The organism is Pedobacter sp. SL55, from assembly GCF_026625705.1.
Taxonomy (GTDB): domain Bacteria; phylum Bacteroidota; class Bacteroidia; order Sphingobacteriales; family Sphingobacteriaceae; genus Pedobacter.
Genome location: NZ_CP113059.1, coordinates 1,507,966 through 1,529,094, shown reverse-complemented (window position 1 = coordinate 1,529,094; position 21,129 = coordinate 1,507,966). Strand labels below are relative to the sequence as shown.

Genomic DNA, 21,129 nt, shown 5'->3' with positions numbered 1-21,129 from the left:
TCAGGGAGCGGATTTTATTTACCCAAAAGCATCTCATCATTTGCGGCAATTGCTTCTAAAGTTTTCGCAACTACTTTTGCCTGTGCGCTATAGACTGGAGCAATAGATTTCACATCCGATGTGCCAGCTACAAAGTTACCTGTTGTCATCTTCGCTGCTGTACCCATTAAAGCGTAGTGCTCTTCTGTAGTGCCGCTCAATTTTAAGCTGGCTTGGTCTTTTACCGAAGTAAAAAGGTTAACCGTGTTGGCGTTAATTTCTGCCGTTGCTTTGTCTTTCAATAACACATCTAAGCTTAAAAAGTTCACTTTTCCGTAAGTTTTTACTGAGGCGTTATCTGTTGCTTCGATAGATGAGATATTACGAACATAAACCGTTACTGTTAGCGGCGCCGCTTCAAAAGAACTGATGCGCAACACACCATCTTTTTGCTGCACCAACGCATTTTTTGAGTAATAGCTATCGTACACTTTTACGCTTTCTGTGGGTGCTTGTACCACAAATATTTCTACATTACCTGAAGCTACAATTTTGTTGATATTTTTTACCTCGTTTAAGATGGTTACTTTGTTAGCGCTTACATTGTTTTTTGCATTTTCTTTGTTGTCATTTGCAAATGCTGATGTAGAAATGGTTACTAAACCTAATGCTACCACGAATAAATTTTTAATAGAAGTTTTCATAATCTTTTTAATTTAATTTCATTTGTAATGAAGCTATCATGATTTGATTTTGTTGTTTTTTTGATTTACAAAATCATGATGGTTTCATAATCTTAATATTTTTATCTTTTTGATTTTCTGTTAATTGTCAACCTTTTCAGGATGTTTTCGAATATAAGACTGCGAGAAAACAAAAACGTTGCACAGCTTTTCTCCGTTTTATACGACGAGCAGTTAACCCTAGACCAACGCCTGTAATTTTTCGACCAACGGGCAGCAATTTTTTAAGGGATTTCGTGTAGATGTTGAGTTTTTAAGAAGAGAATGTTAGTGTTTGTTAGTAAAGGCAGCCCCGCTAGTTAGCTTTGACAAACCTATAGCGAACGGGGTAGAGGTTTGTCAAAGCCCCTAGTAGTAGAGTTCTTTGTTAATTAAACCCGACAACAGCGAGCACGTAGGGGTAAACCTAAGTGTTTACCCCGCAGTAAAGCGAATGGCGGGACGAACGAAAACAGTAGCACCAACCCTGCTTTTCTAATAATTTAAGAACTATAAAAATCATCTATCCTTTTTAGCTTTTGCTTTGAAAAAACAACTATTTGGCGTAAGTTTAGAAATTTTTATCAGCGTACCTTTTAATAAATTTTTCTACTAAGCAATGTTACGAGTAAATAGTTCAGCACCCTGCCAAATTGTGTATTCTTTATGCAAGCACGATTATTTGGGCTATTTAATTGAGCCGCACATTGTTCAGCTTAATCCGCAGGGCGATTTTTCGTTAACTTACCAACGCTTATTTACACATACGGCGCAAGAGTTTGCCAAGCATTTAACAGATTTAGATTTTAAACTCATCAAAATTTTGGATGAAACCGAACAAGATTTCATCATCAAAAAGTACCATAAAAAAGCCGTTAGGCCATTCGAGTTTTTTAGCAAGTTTTACGACCAAAAGTTTTTCGAGATCTGTTAGACCCAAAATCGAAAAAAAACTAGTCGAGGTTTTAGAAACGCTGAAAACTACGGGCGGCTTGTATTTAATGGATAAAGATGGCTGGCCTGCAGAACGTAAAATAGAATTGGCAACCGAAGCATCGACCATTTTATTCCATTTCCGCAGAAACGAAGTAGAAACACGCTACTTCCCTACCATCAAATACCAAGGTCTGCGTATCGATTTTATGTTTAAGGATGCTCAAGTAATTTGCAATCAGCCTGCTTGGTTGTTGCTAAACGATGTGATGTACTTTTTTGAGCAAGATTTTGAAGGCAAGAAACTCACACCTTTTTTAAACAAAAGATACATTACCATACCAAAGGCTACGGAAGAAACTTACTTCGAAAAATTTGTTGCGCCGTTAATTGAGAAATACCACGTTTACGCCGAAGGTTTCGAAATTAAGACTGAGAAATATGAGCCAAAAGCCACCATCAAAGTAATTTATGTAGAAAATGGCGTTTCGCAAATTCAGCTATATTTTAAATATGGCGAATATTCTTTTGCGATGGGTAATGAGCACAAAGTAACAGTTCGTTTAACCAAAGAGCATGTTACTGCGACCATTGCTGAAAATATTGACGATGATGAAGCCAATGCCGCTAAAACTGTTAATTATACCTTTCATCGCATTAAGCGAAATATTGATTGGGAGAAACAGCAATTTAACTTTTTAACGGGTTTAGGCTTAAAAAAAGTAAGTGCGCTTTTCCACCATTTAGAGTTGCCAATACTAAATGAAAACCATGATGCCTCTTACGCCATCATTAGCTGGGTAAACGAACATATTGAGGTATTAAAAGAGCAAGGTTTTGATGTGGAACAAGCTACTAGCGCCAAACGTTTTGTGCTGGGCAGCAATAAAATTGATTTCGAAATTAAAGAGGATAACGACTGGTTCGATATCAATGCCATTGTTTATTTCGGCATCCATCCCATCCCTTTTATTGCTTTAAAACAGCATATTCTCCATAAAAAAAGAGAGTTTGTTTTGCCAGATGGCGATATTGCCGTTATCCCCGAAAAATGGTTTACGCAGTATAGCAGTTTATTTAGCTTGGCCGATGCAGGCAAACAATTGAAACTGAAGAAATATCATGTGGGCTTAATTAACGATTTGGCCGAAGATAGCATTACCAACGTTACGCTAGACCGTAAGCTGCAAAAGCTGAACGATTTTGAGCAGATTGATGATTTTTCGATGCCTGTAAACTTTAAAGGCGATTTGCGCCATTACCAAAAAGCAGGTTACAATTGGTTTAGTTTTTTACGTGAATACAATTTTGGTGGTTGCCTGGCCGATGATATGGGTTTAGGTAAAACCATACAAACCTTGGCCATGCTGCAAAAAATGAAAGAAGAAGATGCGCAAAACAATAGCCACAGTACCTCGCTAATTGTGATGCCTACTTCCTTAATTTACAACTGGATTAACGAGGCCAAAAAATTTACTCCTTCTTTAAAAATTCTGTCGCACACGGGAACAAACAGAAATAAGGATATTGCCAGTTTCGATAAATATGATGTGGTAATAACTACTTACGGCGTAACTCGTGTAGATGCAGATGTATTGCCGGGCTTTTATTTCAACTACATCATTCTAGATGAAAGCCAGAATATTAAAAACCCTTCTTCCAAGTCGTTTAAGGCTGTAAGAATGCTGAAATCGAGACATAAACTGGTACTGAGTGGTACGCCGATAGAAAACTCGGTTAGCGATTTATGGACACAACTCACTTTTCTAAACCCCGGCTTACTGGGCACCCAAGCTTTTTTTAACGAAGAATATGTACAAGCCATAGAAAAACGTAAAGACGAAGATAAGGCAAAGAAATTGCAGGCTATCATCAAACCTTTTGTATTGCGCCGTACCAAAGAGCAAGTGGCGTCAGAGCTTCCTCCAAAAACAGAGCATATTTTCTATTGCGACATGAGCGAGGACCAAGCGGCTTACTACGAAAAAACAAAATCGGCCTATCGCAACGATTTGCTGAGCAGCATGGACAATGGCACCTATGCCAAAAAACAAATCCAGATTTTGCAGGGCCTAACCGCTTTACGCCAGCTAGCTAACCACCCGGTAATGATTGACGAGGAATATACTTCTGATTCTGGCAAGTTTGAGAACGTAATGCACACGCTCGACAATGTTTTAAAAGGCGGGCACAAGGTTTTAATCTTCTCTCAGTTTGTGAAGCATTTGGATATTTTTAGGAAACATCTTGAAAAAGAGCAAATCAGATATGCTTACTTAGATGGAGGTACCAGAAACCGTGGCGAAATTGTGGCAGATTTTCAACAGAATGAAGACTTAAAGGTATTCTTAATCTCCATAAAAGCTGGTGGTGTGGGTTTAAATTTAACCCAAGCAGATTATGTGTTTATTTTAGACCCGTGGTGGAACCCAGCTATAGAACAGCAAGCCATTGACCGTACCCATCGCATTGGACAGGACAAAAAGGTTTTCATCTACAAATTTATCTCAAAAGATACTGTAGAAGAGAAGATTTTGGCATTGCAACGTCGTAAGAAATCGTTGGCCAGTTCGTTAATTACCACAGAGGAAAGTTTCTTTAAATCGTTAAGCAAAGACGATATTAGAGACCTTTTGGCGTAAAGCCCCTCTCTGCCCTGTAGACATCTCTCCCCAAAAGGGAGAGAAAAGCAAAACACAACGGAATTGCGCTTTTTACTTTTGACTTTAAACTTTTAACTTATTATGCAACCTTTCGATTTAGAAATTAACAACATCAATTACGCAGTTTTCCCAGAAGGAAATGAGACTTACACCATTTATAAAAACGGTAAAGAGTACGTTCAAATCCAGAAAGATAATGGCGAACAATGGATTAAATTTGACGGCGAAACAGGAACGCCCATTTTTGAGATTGATGAAGAAGTGAATGCCTTAGGCAAGCTAATTGAAGCCTACAAAGAAAATCCTGAAGAGGAAGAAGACGAAGAGGAGGAGTTTTAACGATGGAAGATAGTTTTCACTTTAAACTTCGCGGAGAAATTTACGAGGTGGTTGCCGAAGAAGACAACACCTTTACCATTTTTAAAATGGGAGAAGAATACCTGCTCATTACCAAACTTAGAGGTAAAAAATGGGTGCGCATTGATTATAAAACCGATGAGCCTGTGATTGAAGAAAATGACGAAGTGGAAGATCTTGGCAGTATCATCGAGCGGTTTATGAAAAAGTAAACGCACATTATTTTAGTGCTCAAATCCTTATAAACTTACATTATTTCAACGTTTTAACCATAAAACAACCGTATCTTTGCCGCTTCAATGGAGTACAACGTTCATACACTTAAAAATGGCATTCGTATTTTGCATGTTCCAGCTGCCTCGGCAATTTCACATGCTTGTATTTTGATAAATGCCGGTTCTCGCGATGAGGAAGATGCGCAAATGGGGTTGGCGCATTTTATAGAGCATTTAATTTTTAAACGCACCGAAAAACGAACTACTTCGCAAATTTTAAACAGGTTAGAAAGTGTTGGAGCCGACTTAAATGCCTACACAACCAAAGAATACACTTGTATTCATGCTTCATTCTTACACCCTTATTTAGACAGAACGCTAGAGCTTTTTAACGATATCGTATTTCATTCTACTTTCCCAGAGGATGAAATGGAAAAAGAAAAAGGTGTGGTGTTAGATGAAATTGCTTCCTATTTAGACCAACCAGAAGAAGCTATTAACGATGATTTCGAGGATATTTTGTTTAGAGGGCACTCGTTTGGCAGGAACATTTTAGGCACACCAGAAACGGTTGCTAGTCTATCAAAAAAAGACATTCAATCTTTTGTTAAAAACAATTACAGAACCGATCAAATTATAGTTGCGGTTATTGGCAATTACTCATTGAACAAGCTGGCAAAAATTGGAGAAAAATATTTTGCTGAAGTTCCTGAAAATACAAGTTCAATTAGCCGAATTGCTCCTGTAATTAATGCCCCTTTGCACCAAACGGTGGATAAGCAGATTTCCCAAAGCCATTGCATGATGGGCACTCAAACCTATTCGCTATACCATCCTTACAAAACAGGCTTGCTATTGTTAAACAACTTGTTTGGCGGTAACGGAATGAGCTCCATACTTAACCTACAACTTCGGGAAAAATATGGTATTGCTTACACTATAGAATCTGCCTATAGCCCACTTTCTGATACGGGAATTTTTGCCATTTACTTTGGTACTGATAAAGAAAAGGCACCAAAAGCTATGCAGCTTATCCGCAAGGAGATGAATAAGCTAAAGCAAAAACCTTTAACAGAAGTACAACTGCACAAAGCGCAAAACAAGTTTATTGGCCAAATTGCACTTGGAGAAGAAAACAGGATTGGCCTAATTATAGCCATGGCAAAAAGTTTGTTAGACTATAACCATATCGATAGTTTAGAAACGGTATTTCAAAAAATAAGACAAGTAAGCGTTGCAGATATGTCGCAAATTATTAACGAAGTTTTCGACGAAAGTAAATGGACAAGTTTGCTATTTAATCCGATAGATTGAGCTTTTGTCGAGAACGGGAGTACATGTCGGTAACAATTAAAACCATCAAGCAATCAAACAATTTTCTTAAATTTGCACTATGAAACTTTCAATTGTAGCCTATGGCGACCCTGTATTAAAAAAAGTTTGTACACCAATAGACGAAGACTATCCAAACCTGAACGAATTGATAGCAAATATGTGGGAAACCATGTACAATGCCAGTGGTGTAGGTTTAGCAGCACCACAAGTTGGTTTGCCAATTCGTTTGTTTGTGGTTGATACTGGCGATAATGATGATGAACCGCAGTACAAGAAAGTTTTTATCAATGCACAAATTTTAGAAGAAACTGGCGAACCTTGGGGCTTTACAGAAGGTTGTCTAAGTATTCCCGAAATTAGGGAAGAAGTTTTCCGCAAGCCAAATGTTTTAATCAGCTATTACGACGAAAACTGGCAAAAGCATGAAGAGCAAGTTTCTGGTTTTGCCGCTCGGGTAATACAACATGAGTACGATCATATTGAAGGAAAATTATTTACCGAGAAAATTAACATGTTGCGTAAACAGTTAATTAAAAGCAAATTAGACAAGATCACCAGAGGCGAGGTTCATGCAGACTATAAAATGAAGTTTCCTAGACAAAATAAAAAAAGATAGTAGAAGAGGCTGTCTCAAAAGTCGCTCGTCATCTCGAACGCTAGAGAGAGATCTGCCTCAGAAGTGATTCTGAAAGAGATTTCTCCTCCTTTGATCGTCGAAATGACGGCATTATTTTACTTTTGAGACAGCCCCTTTGCTTTTGCTAGCATCATTATTAACGGAAGACTTACGAAGTTTAATTATCCTGTTTAAAAAAATCGCAAGCCCTAAAATTTAAAATTAAAGCCTGATAGACAGATAATTAAAGAATGATTGCGTGACACTTAAACAGTCTATCATAATTTTTACCACCTCGCCTCTCTGGCACCCCTCCAAAGGAGGGGAATCTAGGTCGCAATTCCCCTCTTTCAGAGGGGTGGTCGAAGACCGGGGTGTTGTAGGACGAAAAATATTAATCAAACTTAGGCTTACAGCACAATCAACTTAATATTTTTCTTAAAAGTATGATCTGACAAGGTTAAAATATATTGTCCTTTCGGCAATTCATTTCTTAAACTAAGTTGATATTTACCAACGCCAGTTTGAATGCTAAACTCTTCTTCGTGCACCAACTGTCCGTACAAGTTGATCAACTTTGTTTTAATAGATTTACCTTGAAAATTTTCTAAACTGAAATTGATTTCTTTCTGAGTTGGATTTGGAAAAGCTTTAGCATTAACTACAATCAACTCATTGAAATCAACAGAAGTAAGCATAGGTTTCGCTATGTCTCCATTTTTATCAACCTGAGTTAATCTATAGTAATTTACTCCATTAAACGGATTGATATCTAAAGTTACGTAGTTTTTAACTGTGGTCGAATTTTGTGAACTAGAGCTTTGCTTATCCAAATAGCTAAAAACACCATCAGCTCCGGCTTTCTCAACCAAAAAATAATCACTGTTAGTTTCGCTTGCGGTAGCCCATTCAATTTTTACCCTGTTGTTGTCTTTTTTGGCAGCAAAGTTAATTAACTTAACCGGAAGTGTAACGGCATCTGGCACCACATTACTAGCCACACTTTCGTTACTAATTCTATCTAAAGAAGCTACAGCATAGTAATAGGAAGTTCCGCTACCTGGTGTTACCGCATTATCGGTATAAGTAACAGCGCTACTCGGTAAAATGGCAATTAAGTTTGCAGAACTACTATAATCTATGGTTGGCATTGTAGAACGATAAACGGCGTATCTTACTACTTTTTGCAGCTCATCTGTAGTGCTGGCGGGAGCTGTCCAAGCAAGCTGTGTTTTGCCCGCAACCAAACTTGGGGTTAAGTTGGTAGGTTCTGCCGGGGCAATGGCATCAATCCAAGTCATTGCAGGAATAATTGCAGGAATACTATATTGGTTATCTCTAACATATTCCATAGTAGGTTTGGTTGCAGTAGAGCTGATAATTGTATGTGCAGCTCTGAAATGTGCAGTCCCTAAAACATTTGGTGTATTGGATCTCAAATAATTAAGTTGATTTTTGATTTCGTCTACAGTATACTGAGAGCTAGTGCCATCATTGGTTCGATAAGTAGCAAGGCCAATAATTAAATGTCTTGTAAAATTTTGACGGTTCCAATAATCGGTAACATAATTGAATTTGGCATTACCGCTAACCTGGCTAAATGCCCAATAAACTTGCGGTGCCAAATAATCTATCAAGCCGTCTTCCATCCACTTTTTAGTATCGGCATATTGGGTGGCATAATGCTCCGATCCAGTAGTAGTAACAGATGGGCTTGAACCTGGAACAGTAAAATTTCTGTATATACCAGATGGTGAGATACCAAATTTAACCCAAGGCTTTAAGTTTTTAATAGAAATTACTCAGTTGCTGAATCAATAGTGTAACATTGTCTCTCCGCCAATCATTAATATTGGAAAATCCACGCGGATCGGACGAGAAATTACTTGCGTCTTGGGTGCCAAGCCCAGAGTAATAAAAGTAGTCGTCAAAGTGAATGCCATCTAAATCATAATTAGACACCAATTCAGAAACTACATCATTAATGTGGTTTCTAACGGCAGCTAGGGCTGGATTGAAATATTTTAATCTAGTTATATATCCTGTCGACGGGTTGGTTGTGGCATACTCTAGTAACCATTCTGGGTTTGTTTTTGCTTTATGAGTAGCGCTATAACTATTGATAAGGGGCTCGTCTGTAGCGGCTCTATAAGGATTTAACCAAGCATGTATTTCCATACCACGTTCATGACAAGCGCTTACGGCAAAAGCGAGCGGATCCCAGCCTGGGTCGGCACCATAGGTACCCGTTAATCGGTTAGACCAAGGAACTATAGCATTTGGGTAAAAAGCATCTGCAACACCTCTAACTTGAAAATAAATGGTATTGATGCCCACTCCTTTTAGGTTGTCTAGAATGGCGAGCAACTTTGTTTGCTTGGTTGCTATGGCATCCGCTGATGTAGGCCAATCTAAACTTAGGTGGGTGGTTATCCACGCTGCTCTAACTTCTCTTTTAGGATTTTGCGAAAATGCAGCAATTTGCAGCAAAAACATAGCTGCCAAAAGTAAAACTTTCTTCATATGCGGTTTTGTTAGGTTATTTCATTAAAGCTAAGCAAAAACCAGCAATTTAACGCAACAATGTTTAACAAAAAAGCCAACTATTTTTCAATGTTGGCTTCTCGTATAGCATTTGTGTGGTTTATTTTCTCAAATAAATTTTACCATAGGTAGATTTTAAGATAACTTTCTCCCCACCGCCGTTTAGTTTACCATTAACAACTGTGCCTTTACTGGAGAAAATTGCAGAAATAGGAGAGTCTATGTTATAAGCAAAAGCTAAATCACCAGTTACTGCAGATGCCTTCGCTTTAGCCGATTTACCACTTGTAGTAGTAGTTGTTAGCACATCTACAGTTGTAGTATTTCCAGTGCCTTTAATTTGAGGAGCAACTGCCGCCGCCCTTGTTCCGTCTATGGTAATTACTTGAGCATTTCGCCCCGATGCAAGCCCAGATATCGATGGAAATGAAGCGCTTTCTTTTTTTGGAGCTTCATCCATTACCAATTTAAGGTCTTTAGCTGCATATAAAGTTTCGTAAGTGGTATTGATAGACATATCCGCTTTCGTATTATCTGGTACGGTTACATCAATAAAGCCATACACAGACACTAAAGATATGGGGCCTTTAAAAGACGGTGTTAATTTGCCCTCAATATTTCCATAGAGTGTTTTTAAGCTAATAGGACCCGTTACATTCTTCAACAAAACATGTTCATATTGGGTAGAGGCATCTATTTCGCTGTGGATATTACTTAGCGCAATTACCGTAGAGTCGCCGTTGCCAAAACCTGTAGTTTTAAAAGACAAAGCTACATTTTTAGGCAGCTTCACTTTTAAGGTTAACTCTCTTTCTATTGGAGAAACTATGGTTAAATTTTCTTTCTCTGTTACACTAATTCCAATTCCAGTATTATCGAAACCTACATTACTCAAAGGGCTTAAACCTGCTGCCCTAGGATCGTCGGTGTTTTCGTCTTTGCTCTTCGCCAACAAGATGATTTCTTTTCCGTCGTAACCTTCTACGCTTAAATTAGAAATGTTATTGATTACCAGTTTACCACTGGTTTTTGCTATTTTAAATTCTTTTTGGGCAAATGCTTGCGTTACTGTTAAAAGTAATGCCGAAGCTATAAATGTTATCTTGTTCATTTGTTTGTTTAATTATTGTTTGTTAATAAGGCATAGTATACCTGTTCTTTTACAGCATTAACCGTAAACGGATTGTTGGCCATCGCAATCAGTTTGTTGGTAGTTTCTGGGCTGCTGTTGTTCCCAATTATCTTTACCAGTTCCAATTGTACCACCGGATCTTTTTGTTTCCCCAATCCGGCTACCAATTGTTCATGGATATATATATCGTTAGAGAATTTAGAAAGCACTTCTAAGGCTGCTAACCTCACATTATCATTTCCGTCTTTATCAAATGTTTTGCAAAGCTCCGTTTTTAATTTTTCGCTGAGCGATGCCATCCCATTTACTTTGATGATCGCTTCTAATCTACTCGCAACCGAGAGGCTATCTTTTAAACCATCGTATATTTCTTTGTAGGGATCTGCTTTGGGTTGATGAGCAGCAAATTGCTTAGTTGTTACAGGCTTTACTACTACGGGTTTTTCTACAATTAGCTGTTTCTCTATTTTAGAAACTATAGGTAGCTCTACCGGTTTTACTTTATTAGCTGCAATCTTGCTATCGCCTTTTTGTATTTCATCAGTACCTCGCGAAACAAACAAATAGGTGCCAACAGTTATCAATAAAGAGCAAGCTACTGCCAACCAAGTAAAAGTTAGTTTGCGTGCCTTTGCAGCTTTTTTCTCTTCGCGTTCTTTTAACTTATCCAAAATATTGCCTAACATATTTGGAGGCAAAGCTTCGCTTTCGAAAGCATCTTTATGCTGCTCAACGTATCGCTTTAAAACATCACGTTCCATAATGTGCATTATCTTTTAATACTGTAAAAATCTTTTTCTTAGCTCTGTGGTATTGGCTGCGCACTGTTGCATGACTAATGCCTAGCATATTACCAATCTCTTCTTGTCCCATATCTTCAAATAAATGCAAAGAAACAATGGTCCGATATCCGTCTGGCAAAGATTGTATTGCCGCTTTTACCTCATCTACCTGGCATTGAAACAAAAATTCCTCATCCATATCCACATCCTCATCAGCAACCGCTTCTAAATGGCTATCATCAGCAAAAACCATTTTTTTCTTTCTTAGGGTTGATATGGCCTGATTAATTGCAATGCGTTTTACCCAGCCTTCAAAGTTGTTTTGTTTTTTTAACTTGCCAAGTTGTTCAAAAGCGATGCAAAATGCTTCCTGTACAATATCTTCGCTCTCTGCGCTATTGCCCATTACTCTAAAAACGGCATGATAAATACGTTTTGCATATTTATTGTAGAGCATAGCATAGCCTTTTTCTTCGCCGGCCAGGCATTGCTTTACCAATTCTTGTTCGTTTATAGAGATACTCAGATGCAAGGGTATAAAACTTATTTCTACTAATTTATTACGCTGTAGCATTTAAAGATATCATTTAAATCGCACAGCTTTTGGGTTGCTAACTATATGATAGTCGGCCAAGCAGTTGTTTTGTTGCACCAAAAAAGAAAAAAATAAAACAAATTCTACGAATGTAGATAAGAGGCCCCTAAAAGCTATTCCTTTTGTATATAAACTTGATTTTACCGTTTAAATACAAATTACTTTGTTGGTTGTAGACCATCATGCTTTCGTGATAAATCTCAAGTTCTGCATTGCTTTTGAGTTCAAATTGTCTAAAAAACCTATTTGATCTAATCGTATTAGCATCTTTGTATTCAGTGTCAAAATAAATTGTATTTTCGTCAACGCTAAATTTCGATGAGGTTACAGGCAATTCTTCATATCCTTTATAAATTATAAATCTAGCGTTAGCATGCCTTGGCTTATCGTAAAGTTCAGCTAATGCGAGCGAACCGCTTGAAAGTGGCAATATTTGCACACGCCCAAAATTATCTGTTATAGCAAAAGATGAGTCTGGGTTAAAGGTAATGCTGGCAGAAATTACATTTCTAAATGAATCCAGCGGATATGTTTTATTTGTTTCAGAAAGTTGGATTTCCTTTAATTCCCAGCTTCCAATTAAAGTGGCGGGATTTGGGTTTTCTTTTTTACAAGCGAAAAAACTTACAATTACAGCTAAGAAAGATAAAATGTAGAGAGGGCGTTTTTTCTTCATTATTGTTCCGAGTTTCTGGCTTTATCGCCATTAAAGATTTCTTGCATTAACCTACCCCAAGCAAAAGGGTTTAGCAATGGATTGGTTTGCCGCATATTCACGTTCATCATTCTATCGAAATTATAACGATAGTTAGAGTTGGCAATTTCTCCACCATCACGAGGCAAAGTTAGTTTCATGCCATTAATACTTTGGCGAGAAAGATTTTTCTTGGCTATGGCCATATCATCATCGGCTACTTTTAGCGAAAGAAAATCCTTATTAAACTCCTCTACCGTGGCCCACGGATTAACCCTAACTGTTTTCAAATAAACAATTTCAGACTTAATTTGAACCATTGCCGTATACTTATTATCTGTAATTATGGTAGGAAGCACTAAAGTTTTGCTCGTAAAACCAACCGCAGAAAACATTACCGTATCGCCCGGATTAGCCACAAAAGAGAAAAAACCTTGATAGTTGGCCGCATATTTCTGTTGCTTGTTACTCACATTGGTAATGGTAACATACGGCACAACAACATTACTATCAGCATCGGTAACAATACCAGAAAACTGAACCAATTTGTTTTGAGGGTTTTTATCTTGCGCAAAAACCGAACTAACAAAAAGCAATAATATGAGGACTAAAGTATATCTCATCTGTAATACAATAATAGAACAAATGTATATGCTATTGGGTTTGTATTTGGTTAAAATGTGTTAAATTGTTACACTTGAGGCGCTAAATCAACGGCTTCTACACCTTTAATTTCTGGCACTGCTTTAATAATAGCCTGCTCAATGCCCGCTTTCATGGTCATGAAACTCATTTTGCACGACCCACAGTTACCTAATAGTTTTACTTTTACAATATTGTCTGATGTGATTTCTTCAATAGCTACATTTCCCCCATCAGCTATCAAATAAGGTCTGATAGTTTCTAAAGCTTCCTCTACTCGTGCTGTTAAATCCATTTTTTTAATTTTTAAAATATAAAAGTAATAAAAATTTAGCAATTAGCTGTTGCTTGCACATTGTGGATGGAAATCTGCTGTGCTATTTTTCCTGCAATTTCTTTAAAAGAGATGGCTTGCGGATGATCCGTTTGCAACGAGATTGGCCTTCCTTGATCTCCAGCCTCGGTAATGCCCTGCACCAATGGAATTTCTCCCAAAAACGGCACTTCAAAACGTTGCGCCAACTCCTTACCTCCATCTTTACCAAAAAGGTAATACTTGTTTTCTGGCAGTTCTTCTGGAGTAAAATAGGCCATATTCTCTACCACGCCCAACACCGGAATGTTAATTCCTGGCATTCCAAACATGGCTAATCCTTTTCTGGTATCGGCAAGCGCAACCTGTTGCGGTGTGGTTACAATTACCGCACCCGCAATTGGAAAACTCTGGCAAATGGTAATGTGAATATCGCCCGTACCAGGAGGCAAATCAATCAATAAATAATCTAATTCTCCCCAATCTGCATCGTTAAAAAGTTGCTTAATTGCATTTGAAGCCATAGGCCCACGCCAAGGCACTGGCTGGTCTGGATCTGAAAAAAACCCTAAAGAAAGCAGCTTAATGCCATATTTCTCTATCGGAAGAATTAAAGTTTTGCCATCTTCAGTTTCTTTGGCACTCGGCTTTGCACCCACCAAATCAAACATAATGGGTACAGAAGGCCCGTAAATATCGGCATCAATTAAACCTACTTTAGCTCCATCGGCAGCCAAGGTAACCGCTAAATTGCTCGCCACGGTAGATTTGCCAACACCACCCTTACCCGAAGAAATTAAAACAATATTTTTAATGGCTTTAAGCTGGCTCGTATCCATAGGTTTGGTTACTCGCGAAGTAATGTTAATCTCTACCTCGGCATCGGCAGCTACAAAATGTTTTACCGCATTTATACAGGCATTTTTCAGCATGTCTTTCATCGGACAGGCCGGCGTAGTCAATTCAAGTGTAAAAAAAACTTTTTTGTCCTCAATTTTAACATCTTTAATCATATTCAAGGTAACCAAATCTTTTTTCAAATCTGGATCTTCTACATGACTAAGTGCTGCTAAAACTTTTTCCTCGCTAATTATCATGCTACAAAATTACTAAACATAAGCTATAAATAATTTTGTATCTAGCTTTTTGTTGTATTTTTAACACGGAATAAACAAATGCTTTTTGCGTTTGTTAGGAAACGTTAGAAAGACTTTAAAGGCCATAACAACAATGTTTTAACACTTTAAGTCTATTATTTTGAGATGGTTTATGCAGCTACCGAAAATTAAAATACCAAAGAAATATTTGAAAATTGGCGCCTGGGTTTTAGGTGTACTGGCACTTTTGTTAACCGCTGGCGGAGCAATTGCTTACAGTAAAAGAGAAGCACTGCTAAACAAAATGGTTGCAAAAGCCATTAATAAAGCCCAAAAAGATTATGGCTTAGCCGTTAAAATTGGCGAATATGGTTTTAGTGGCTTAAGCAGTGTACGTATGAACAAAGTTTCGGTGGTACCAAAAGATAGAGATACCTTAACCACCATAGGCGATATTACCATTGGTGTAAAGCTTTTTCCTTTGTTATTTGGCGATGTAAAACTTTCGGAAGTTACCCTAAACGAAGGAAAACTAAACGTAGTAATGCGAGACACGTTAACCAATATCGATTTTATCTTAAAAAGAAAGAAAAAAGACAGCACCACTACCAAAGGCAAGGTTAATTTAAGCGAACTGGCCAGCAACTTGTTAAACCAGGTATTTTACAAAATACCTGATGATATGGAAATCAAGAATTTCATGATGCAGTTGAACGACAATGATACAGCCTTTGTGAAATTTTTAACCACTACCGCAACTATTGATGGGGGCGAACTCAAATCGACCATAAAAGTAAATGATACTGCGGCAATTTGGCACATTAACGGCAACCTAGACCCTAGCGATAAACAATTGGATGTAATGCTGTTTGCCGATGGGAAAAAAGTGGAATTACCTTATCTGGAAAATAAACTGCACACCAAAATCAATTTCGACACGGTAAAAACGCAAATGAAAGAGGCCAGTTTTAGTGGCGATGATTACAAAATTTCTGGTTCTTGGGCCATCAAAAATTTATTGATTAACCAACCCCGCATTTCGGCAGAAGATATTATTGTACCCGATGCTCGTGTAGAAGCAGACATGCTTATTGGCGAAAATTTTGTGTGTTTAGATAGTACATCAACCGTTTATCTACGCGATGCTTCCATCCATCCGTATTTAAAATACACGCTTTCTCCCAACAAAATCTATGAAATGAAGCTAAATGCGCCAGAGCAAGATGCACAGGCAATTTTCAATTCTTTTCCGGTAGGTTTGTTCGAATCTTTAGACGGCATTAAGGTACAAGGAAAATTAAAATACAGTCTCGATTTTCATTTGGACACCTCGCTTCCTGATAGCGTAAAGTTTAGCTCTACCTTAACCCCAACAGATTTTAAAGTATTGCAATTTGGAAAAACGGATCTTACCAAAATTAATTCAGATTTTGTTTATACACCTTATGAGTATGGCAAGCCCATGCGAAACATTACCATTGGCCCATCAAACCCTAATTTTACACGGCTAGAAAACATCTCGCCAAACTTTAAAAATGCCTTGCTCACAGCCGAAGACCCATCGTTTTTTAGGCATAAAGGTTTTGTGGAAGAATCTATCCGTAAATCTATTGCCGTAAACTTTAAAGAGAAAAAATTTAAACGCGGCGGAAGTACCATTTCTATGCAGTTGGTAAAAAATGTTTTCCTTAGCAGAAAGAAAACTTTAGTACGCAAAGCCGAAGAAATTTTAATTGTTTGGCTCATAGAGAACAACCGTTTGGTTAGCAAAGCTCGTATGCTCGAAGTTTATTTCAACATTATAGAAATGGGCAACAACGTATATGGTATTGGCGAAGCATCACGCCATTATTTTGGCAAAACACCTGCCGAGTTAACCATAGGCGAAGGTATTTTCTTAGCCAACATTGTGCCTAAGCCAAAAGTGGCCTTATATAAATTTATGAGCAATGGTACGCTAAAAGGATATTTGCTGCCATACTTTAAATACATTGGCAACATTATGGCTCGCCGCGGCCTAGCCACACCAGACAGTACAGGCTATGGTTTTTACGATGTACGTTTACGAGAAGGTTTAAGACAATACCTACTGCCAGATTCTACCACCATAGACACCAATGCCATTGATATTGGCGAAGACGACATGATGACTCCCGAAGGGATGCAGGATAAATCTAAAAACTTGTTCGATAGGTTATTTGGTGGTGTAGCTAAAAAAGATACAGCAAAAGTGCAGCCCGCTACCGATACCACAAAAACAAAAAAACAGCTTAGGCAAGAACGCCGCGAAGAACGAAGACGAGAAAAGGAGATCGAAAAAAATGGAAACTAACATCAGCGTTCATCAAAAAGAATTTGAGCTTTTATTAGAAGAAGAAACCATTGCCAAGCGCATTCGTTTAATGGCCATACAGCTTAATGTAGCTTACGAAAACAGAAACCCACTATTTATAGGCGTACTTAACGGCAGTTTTCTGTTTCTGGCAGACCTAATGAAAGAAATTGAGCTGCCTTGCGAAACTGAGTTTATCAAGATCGCTTCTTATCACGGCACAAGCAGTACAGGCTCTGTTAAAGACGCCTTAGGTATGCCACAAAACCTTAAAGGTAGAGATATTGTGATAGTAGAAGATATTATAGACACGGGCTTAACCATGAAGTACATTTTGGCCAAAATATACGAGCAAGAACCCGCTTCTGTAGCTGTTTGCACCCTATTGTTTAAGCCCGAAGCGCTGAAAGAGGAAATCCAAGAACTGGCCTATGTAGGTTTCGAAATCCCTAATGAGTTTGTAGTTGGATACGGCTTAGATTACGACGGCTTGGGACGAAACTTGAACCATATTTACAGGGCAGTTTAATTTTGTATCAATCCAGCGGCTACTAGAGCATCTCAAGTTTTTTTGAAAAGCAATTCCACTGCCTCTGTGGTTTCGATAGTCCCGCTTTACATTTTATCCCGATGAAAATCGGGATGCCATTTCAATCGGGTTTATTTAACAAAAACCTGTGCAAGTAGCTCAAAAAAGACCACCAAAAAGTGATAAATTTTTACGAGTTTTGTAGTGTAATTAAATCAGATTTCAAATCTAAAATCGTAACTCTAAAATCTAAAATCAAAATGACCATACATAAAGAAGGATATACCTCCATTGCCCTAACCATACTTTTTATATTCATCATCAACGCTGTTGTTGAATACAGATTTGCCGATGTATTTGTGCTAAGATGGTTTGTGTACATCCTTTCTTTTGCATTATTTATTACCGTACTACAGTTTTTTAGAAACCCTAAACGTACGTTTACCAATGGCGACAACTTAATTATTTGCCCTGCCGATGGTAAAGTAGTAGTAATTGAAGAAACTGAAGAAGGCGAATATTTTAAAGATAAACGTTTGCAGGTATCTATTTTCATGTCGCCTGTAAATGTGCACATCAATCGTAATCCAATCTCTGGCGTGGTAAAGTTCTTTAAATACCATCCCGGTAAATATTTAGCTGCTTGGAACCCAAAATCGAGCACCGAGAACGAGCGTACAACCGTAGTGGTAGAACATAAAAATGGTGCACCTGTATTGTTTCGTCAAATTGCAGGCGCTTTAGCTCGCCGTATTGTTTGGTATGTAAAAGAGGGCGACCAAGTAACGCAAAACGAGCAATTTGGCTTTATTAAATTTGGATCGAGGGTAGATATTTTCTTGCCCTTAGGCACTAAAGTGAACTTAGAACTTAACCAAGTGGTTAAAGGTGGCATTACGGTTCTAGGAGAACTAGCTTAGGAAGTTAAAAGTATAAAAGTTTAAAGTAGAAAGTATAAAGCTTTGTGAGTTTAATCTTGCAAAGCTTTTTATTTGTCTATGGTTAGGCATCTGGATCGTCAATTGCGAGGTACGAAGCAATCCTACAACTATCGCTATTGTTAATTACTTGTGCTTTAAGATTGCTTCGTACCTCGCAATGACGTAAAGCAAAAAGCCCGACTAACACTTAATCGGGCTTTTGCAATTGCTTTTCTAAAACATTTATTTATTATTTTTTTCTGATGCGCTTTCTTCTATACTGCGCTGCGTTGGGTAAGCAAAATCAGAACCATTGGCCTGTACAATCTCAATCAGTTTAAAATTTACCTCTTCCTTAATTTTTGCCAAATCAAACTCTTTTTTCATGGGCACCAAATAAATAATTTGAAGATTAAGTGCAGAATCTCCAAAAGAATCAAAAGCTACCGAAGAATCCGTCGTTTTTGGATTTTCTGCAAGGAAACCGTTGATTTCGGCAATGATTTTTTTAAGCACCTCATTGCTGGTTTCGTAAACCAAACCAATATCAAACTTTACCCTACGGGCATTTCTCATGGTCAGGTTTTCCAATACACCATCAATCATAGATCGGTTTGGGATGACGTAAGTAGTTTTATCTGCACTGCGCAAAACCGTGCTTCTAAAACCCACACGCTCAATCGTTCCTTCAATACCATCTACTTTTACTACATCGCCCACGGTAAAGGGCTTATCCATAAAGATTAAGAAAGAGCCCAATAGGTTTTCTAAGCTATCTTTGGCCGCCATGGCTATGGCTATACCACCAATACCTAAACCCGTAATTAAGCTTACCGCATTTACCTCAAACACATAGCCCAACAACACAAAAAAGCCAACAAAGCAAACCATAAATTTAAGCAGTTCTTTCAAAAAAGGGACCAGCTGGTCATCAGCCTTATTATGGGTTTTGGCAGCACGTACCAAAAGCACATGGGCTATAAAATCAACAATTCTTAACACAATCCAGAAAACAGAGAGGATGATTAGGAACAGGAAAATTTTATCTACAAACTCGCCAATGGTAAATACTTCGTTGATCTTATTTTTCTTGTAGCGAAAAAATGCAACATTTAAAGGATGCTTTAACTGATTGATAGCAATATACAGTGTAGACAAACTAATAAAAAACTCTATTGGCTTTAAAAGCAAACCAATAAAGGTTTCTGAGTTAACTTCGTCGGCAAATTTTTTAAAGAGCCTAAAAATAAGCTGACTAAAAATGCGGGATACAATTCTTTTAAAGAGTAACCCTACGATGATGATACCTACAAAAAAAGCATATTGCTTTAACGTATTGCCCCAAAAAATTTGCTCTAAAAAGTTCGTATCCATAAGTTTATACCAATTGCTTCAATGCAATTTCAAAAGCTGTGCTTGATAAGTTTGTTCTCTTGTTTGATGTTTGGTAAACAGCTTTAAGTGCATTACTAATAATGTTAGAGGCGTCTGTAAAAATAGCATCGTCGCTCATTTCTACATTGCGCTGCATTAAATAAGCAAACACCCTGGCCATGCCACAGTTGGCAATAAAATCAGGAATTACGGCTAAATGGTTATCAGCATGCTCCATAATGCTACCAAAGAAAATTTCCTTATCGGCAAAAGGCACGTTGGCACCACAGGCAATTACTTCCATTCCGTTGGCAATCATTTGGTCTACTTCTTCCTGTTTCACTAACCTAGAGGCAGCAGCTGGCACAAAAATTTCGGCACCCATGCTCCAAATTTTACTGTATGCTTCGTCAAAAGGCAGCAAATTTTCTGCAACTAATGTATTATTTAAGCGGTTGTTAAATAGAGCTGCAATTTCTGCTTCCGTAAAACCTTCTGGATTAATTAAACCACCAACACGATCAATAATACCTACTACCTTAACACCCTGTTGTGCCAAATAATAACCCGCAGCCGCAGCAACGTTGCCCCAACCCTGTATAATGGCTCGTTTTCCTTTAATATTGCCACCCCAAATTTGGTAAAAGTGCTTAATAGACTCTGATACGCCATAGCCTGTAATCATATCGGCTACTTTATATTTTCTCTTGATGTCTGGTGTGTAAGTTAAATCTTCGAGTACTTTAGAAACACCGTAGCGCAACTGGCCAATTTGGTGGATACGCTCATTTTCTCTTGCTTGGTAGTGGCCGTTAATTACCCCCTCTTGCGGGTGCCATAGGCCATAACCTTCGGTAATTGGAATAACTTCGTGAATTTCGTCGATGTTTAAATCGCCGCCAGTACCATAGTAGTTTTTAAGCAAAGGCATTACCGCCTTATACCAACGTTCTAGCACTTCTTTTTTACGGGGATCTGCTGGGTCAAAATTAATGCCCGATTTGGCGCCACCAATGGGAGGCCCAGAAACGGTAAATTTCACTTCCATTGTTTTGGCCAGCGATTCTACCTCATGTTTATCCAAGCCCTTACGCATTCTGGTACCGCCGCCAGCAGCACCACCACGTAAAGAATTGATTACAACCCATCCTTCGGCCTCAGATTCTTTGTCTTTCCACTCAAAAACAATCTCGGGCTGCTTTTCTTCATACTTTTTTAACAGTTCTTTCATTTGGTGTTCATTTTTATAAATAATAAGTATTGAAATGAGCAATGTCACAGATGCGATCCCGACTGTTTCATTATCAGATTTCAATTTGGCTGCGCAAAGATATAAACAAAAAAACCCCGACATA

Annotated in this window: 19 protein-coding genes and 1 pseudogene; 8 read left to right on the top strand and 12 right to left on the bottom strand. The window is 38.1% G+C overall.

The window, feature by feature from the left end; translation table 11 throughout:
- Positions 1 to 14 precede the first annotated feature (14 nt).
- Positions 15 to 683 carry a GIN domain-containing protein gene (locus OVA16_RS06995; protein ID WP_267764454.1) on the bottom strand — a complete coding sequence of 223 codons (669 nt, stop codon included), beginning with the start codon at positions 681 to 683 and terminating at the stop codon, positions 15 to 17.
- 637 nt (positions 684 to 1,320) lie between these two features.
- Here OVA16_RS06995 and OVA16_RS06990 point away from each other — a divergent pair.
- The 5 genes and pseudogenes from OVA16_RS06990 (at position 1,321) to def (ending at position 6,820) form a co-directional block, all read left to right on the top strand.
- A pseudogene (locus tag OVA16_RS06990) lies at positions 1,321 to 4,276 on the top strand (SNF2-related protein).
- Between the two features lie 102 nt (positions 4,277 to 4,378).
- On the top strand, positions 4,379 to 4,636 hold the full coding sequence (locus OVA16_RS06985; protein WP_267764453.1) for a hypothetical protein: 258 nt from the start codon (positions 4,379 to 4,381) through the stop codon (positions 4,634 to 4,636).
- A 2-nt stretch (positions 4,637 to 4,638) separates the two neighbouring features.
- On the top strand, positions 4,639 to 4,866 hold the full coding sequence (locus OVA16_RS06980; protein ID WP_267764451.1) for a hypothetical protein: 228 nt from the start codon (positions 4,639 to 4,641) through the stop codon (positions 4,864 to 4,866).
- 87 nt (positions 4,867 to 4,953) lie between these two features.
- On the top strand, positions 4,954 to 6,183 hold the full coding sequence (locus OVA16_RS06975) for a M16 family metallopeptidase (protein WP_267764449.1): 1,230 nt from the start codon (positions 4,954 to 4,956) through the stop codon (positions 6,181 to 6,183).
- 79 nt (positions 6,184 to 6,262) lie between these two features.
- Entirely contained in the window at positions 6,263 to 6,820 is a 558-nt protein-coding gene (def, locus tag OVA16_RS06970; protein ID WP_267764447.1) for a peptide deformylase, read from the top strand.
- A 410-nt stretch (positions 6,821 to 7,230) separates the two neighbouring features.
- Here the strand turns inward: def and OVA16_RS06965 are convergent, their stop codons facing one another.
- The 9 genes from OVA16_RS06965 to OVA16_RS06925 all read right to left on the bottom strand — a co-directional run bounded on the left by OVA16_RS06965 (position 7,231) and on the right by OVA16_RS06925 (position 14,619).
- Positions 7,231 to 8,565 (bottom strand): family 10 glycosylhydrolase, encoded by a 1,335-nt coding sequence (locus OVA16_RS06965; protein WP_267765357.1) that lies wholly within the window; start codon positions 8,563 to 8,565, stop codon positions 7,231 to 7,233.
- Between the two features lie 43 nt (positions 8,566 to 8,608).
- Positions 8,609 to 9,343 carry a glycoside hydrolase family 10 protein gene (locus tag OVA16_RS06960; protein WP_267764445.1) on the bottom strand — a complete coding sequence of 245 codons (735 nt, stop codon included), beginning with the start codon at positions 9,341 to 9,343 and terminating at the stop codon, positions 8,609 to 8,611.
- Between the two features lie 121 nt (positions 9,344 to 9,464).
- Positions 9,465 to 10,475 carry a hypothetical protein gene (locus OVA16_RS06955; protein WP_267764443.1) on the bottom strand — a complete coding sequence of 337 codons (1,011 nt, stop codon included), beginning with the start codon at positions 10,473 to 10,475 and terminating at the stop codon, positions 9,465 to 9,467.
- Between the two features lie 8 nt (positions 10,476 to 10,483).
- Positions 10,484 to 11,266, bottom strand: a complete 783-nt coding sequence (locus OVA16_RS06950; RefSeq protein ID WP_267764442.1) for a HEAT repeat domain-containing protein — start codon at positions 11,264 to 11,266, stop codon at positions 10,484 to 10,486.
- The gene (locus OVA16_RS06945; RefSeq protein ID WP_267764441.1) at positions 11,247 to 11,852 is read right to left on the bottom strand and encodes an RNA polymerase sigma factor; all 606 of its coding nucleotides are present in this window, start codon (positions 11,850 to 11,852) and stop codon (positions 11,247 to 11,249) included. The genes OVA16_RS06950 and OVA16_RS06945 overlap by 20 nt, the downstream gene beginning before the upstream one ends.
- A gap of 127 nt (positions 11,853 to 11,979) precedes the next feature.
- The gene (locus OVA16_RS06940) at positions 11,980 to 12,549 is read right to left on the bottom strand and encodes a hypothetical protein (RefSeq protein ID WP_267764440.1); all 570 of its coding nucleotides are present in this window, start codon (positions 12,547 to 12,549) and stop codon (positions 11,980 to 11,982) included.
- A complete protein-coding gene (locus OVA16_RS06935) occupies positions 12,549 to 13,190 on the bottom strand; it encodes a hypothetical protein (RefSeq protein ID WP_267764438.1) in 642 nt (213 codons plus the stop codon). Before OVA16_RS06935 ends, OVA16_RS06940 begins: the two co-directional genes overlap by 1 nt.
- 68 nt (positions 13,191 to 13,258) lie before the next feature.
- On the bottom strand, positions 13,259 to 13,504 hold the full coding sequence (locus tag OVA16_RS06930; RefSeq protein ID WP_267764436.1) for a NifU family protein: 246 nt from the start codon (positions 13,502 to 13,504) through the stop codon (positions 13,259 to 13,261).
- A 35-nt stretch (positions 13,505 to 13,539) separates the two neighbouring features.
- Positions 13,540 to 14,619: an Mrp/NBP35 family ATP-binding protein gene (locus tag OVA16_RS06925; RefSeq protein ID WP_267764433.1), complete on the bottom strand. Its 1,080-nt coding sequence runs from the start codon at positions 14,617 to 14,619 to the stop codon at positions 13,540 to 13,542.
- A 208-nt stretch (positions 14,620 to 14,827) separates the two neighbouring features.
- On the opposite strand from OVA16_RS06925, the gene OVA16_RS06920 reads away from it, so the two are divergent.
- From OVA16_RS06920 to OVA16_RS06910, 3 genes are all read left to right on the top strand, one after another.
- Positions 14,828 to 16,951 carry a transglycosylase domain-containing protein gene (locus tag OVA16_RS06920; RefSeq protein ID WP_267764431.1) on the top strand — a complete coding sequence of 708 codons (2,124 nt, stop codon included), beginning with the start codon at positions 14,828 to 14,830 and terminating at the stop codon, positions 16,949 to 16,951.
- Complete coding sequence (gene hpt / locus OVA16_RS06915; protein ID WP_267764430.1) at positions 16,941 to 17,480, top strand: hypoxanthine phosphoribosyltransferase; 540 nt, start codon at positions 16,941 to 16,943, stop codon at positions 17,478 to 17,480. Before OVA16_RS06920 ends, hpt begins: the two co-directional genes overlap by 11 nt.
- Positions 17,481 to 17,740: 260 nt before the next feature.
- Positions 17,741 to 18,400: a phosphatidylserine decarboxylase family protein gene (locus tag OVA16_RS06910; protein WP_267764429.1), complete on the top strand. Its 660-nt coding sequence runs from the start codon at positions 17,741 to 17,743 to the stop codon at positions 18,398 to 18,400.
- 243 nt (positions 18,401 to 18,643) lie between these two features.
- On the opposite strand, the gene OVA16_RS06905 is transcribed toward OVA16_RS06910, so the two are convergent.
- Both OVA16_RS06905 and OVA16_RS06900 read right to left on the bottom strand, forming a co-directional pair.
- Positions 18,644 to 19,774, bottom strand: coding sequence for a mechanosensitive ion channel family protein (locus tag OVA16_RS06905; protein WP_267764428.1), 1,131 nt, complete (start codon positions 19,772 to 19,774; stop codon positions 18,644 to 18,646).
- 4 nt (positions 19,775 to 19,778) lie between these two features.
- Positions 19,779 to 21,005 (bottom strand): Glu/Leu/Phe/Val dehydrogenase dimerization domain-containing protein, encoded by a 1,227-nt coding sequence (locus tag OVA16_RS06900; RefSeq protein ID WP_267764426.1) that lies wholly within the window; start codon positions 21,003 to 21,005, stop codon positions 19,779 to 19,781.
- Positions 21,006 to 21,129 lie beyond the last annotated feature (124 nt).

Coding starts and splice junctions, on each gene's coding strand:
- OVA16_RS06925 (WP_267764433.1), bottom strand. CDS start 14,619: ATGATAATTAGCGAGGAAAAAGTTTTAGCAGCACTTAGTCATGTAGAA.
- OVA16_RS06955 (WP_267764443.1), bottom strand. CDS start 10,475: ATGAACAAGATAACATTTATAGCTTCGGCATTACTTTTAACAGTAACG.
- OVA16_RS06975 (WP_267764449.1), top strand. CDS start 4,954: ATGGAGTACAACGTTCATACACTTAAAAATGGCATTCGTATTTTGCAT.
- OVA16_RS06960 (WP_267764445.1), bottom strand. CDS start 9,343: ATGAAGAAAGTTTTACTTTTGGCAGCTATGTTTTTGCTGCAAATTGCT.
- OVA16_RS06900 (WP_267764426.1), bottom strand. CDS start 21,005: ATGAAAGAACTGTTAAAAAAGTATGAAGAAAAGCAGCCCGAGATTGTT.
- OVA16_RS06910 (WP_267764429.1), top strand. CDS start 17,741: ATGACCATACATAAAGAAGGATATACCTCCATTGCCCTAACCATACTT.
- OVA16_RS06985 (WP_267764453.1), top strand. CDS start 4,379: ATGCAACCTTTCGATTTAGAAATTAACAACATCAATTACGCAGTTTTC.
- OVA16_RS06945 (WP_267764441.1), bottom strand. CDS start 11,852: ATGCTACAGCGTAATAAATTAGTAGAAATAAGTTTTATACCCTTGCAT.
- OVA16_RS06930 (WP_267764436.1), bottom strand. CDS start 13,504: ATGGATTTAACAGCACGAGTAGAGGAAGCTTTAGAAACTATCAGACCT.
- OVA16_RS06935 (WP_267764438.1), bottom strand. CDS start 13,190: ATGAGATATACTTTAGTCCTCATATTATTGCTTTTTGTTAGTTCGGTT.
- OVA16_RS06995 (WP_267764454.1), bottom strand. CDS start 683: ATGAAAACTTCTATTAAAAATTTATTCGTGGTAGCATTAGGTTTAGTA.
- def (WP_267764447.1), top strand. CDS start 6,263: ATGAAACTTTCAATTGTAGCCTATGGCGACCCTGTATTAAAAAAAGTT.
- OVA16_RS06905 (WP_267764428.1), bottom strand. CDS start 19,774: ATGGATACGAACTTTTTAGAGCAAATTTTTTGGGGCAATACGTTAAAG.
- OVA16_RS06950 (WP_267764442.1), bottom strand. CDS start 11,266: ATGCACATTATGGAACGTGATGTTTTAAAGCGATACGTTGAGCAGCAT.
- OVA16_RS06940 (WP_267764440.1), bottom strand. CDS start 12,549: ATGAAGAAAAAACGCCCTCTCTACATTTTATCTTTCTTAGCTGTAATT.
- OVA16_RS06980 (WP_267764451.1), top strand. CDS start 4,639: ATGGAAGATAGTTTTCACTTTAAACTTCGCGGAGAAATTTACGAGGTG.
- hpt (WP_267764430.1), top strand. CDS start 16,941: ATGGAAACTAACATCAGCGTTCATCAAAAAGAATTTGAGCTTTTATTA.